We start from the raw sequence: 300 nt of genomic DNA, 5'->3' as shown, positions 1-300 counted from the left end.
GACCTTGTGCACCGCCTTGGCCAGCCTGTGATCCCGCAGGGTGACAGTGCTGCCCTCGTTGATGTCCAGCCGGGTCAGCTCAGCATCCGGGTAGGGGAGAACCCGCTGCGTGCCATCGGCAGCCTCCAGCAGGACATCACAGAGCACGGGCTGGCCCTCGGGCAGCTCCTCGCAGCAATAAAGCTGCTCCTCAATGCGCAGAACGCGGTAGTTTTTTTCTTCCATCCTCTTCGACCTCTTTCGGGCAGATTGTTTCTTACATTATAAAACGGCAGCGGGGCCCCGTCAACGCTTGACAGC

General features: G+C 60.0%; 1 pseudogene. It reads right to left on the bottom strand.

The window, feature by feature from the left end:
* A pseudogene (locus P0G09_RS18790) lies at positions 1 to 225 on the bottom strand (hypothetical protein); the annotation flags it as partial.
* Positions 226 to 300 lie beyond the last annotated feature (75 nt).

Origin of the sequence: Faecalibacterium sp. DFI.5.82 (assembly GCF_029076575.1) — a bacterium.
Classification (GTDB): Bacteria; Bacillota; Clostridia; order Oscillospirales; family Ruminococcaceae; genus Faecalibacterium; species Faecalibacterium duncaniae.
Note: the sequence above shows the minus strand (reverse complement) of the source record. Positions and strands in the feature narration are given on the sequence as shown.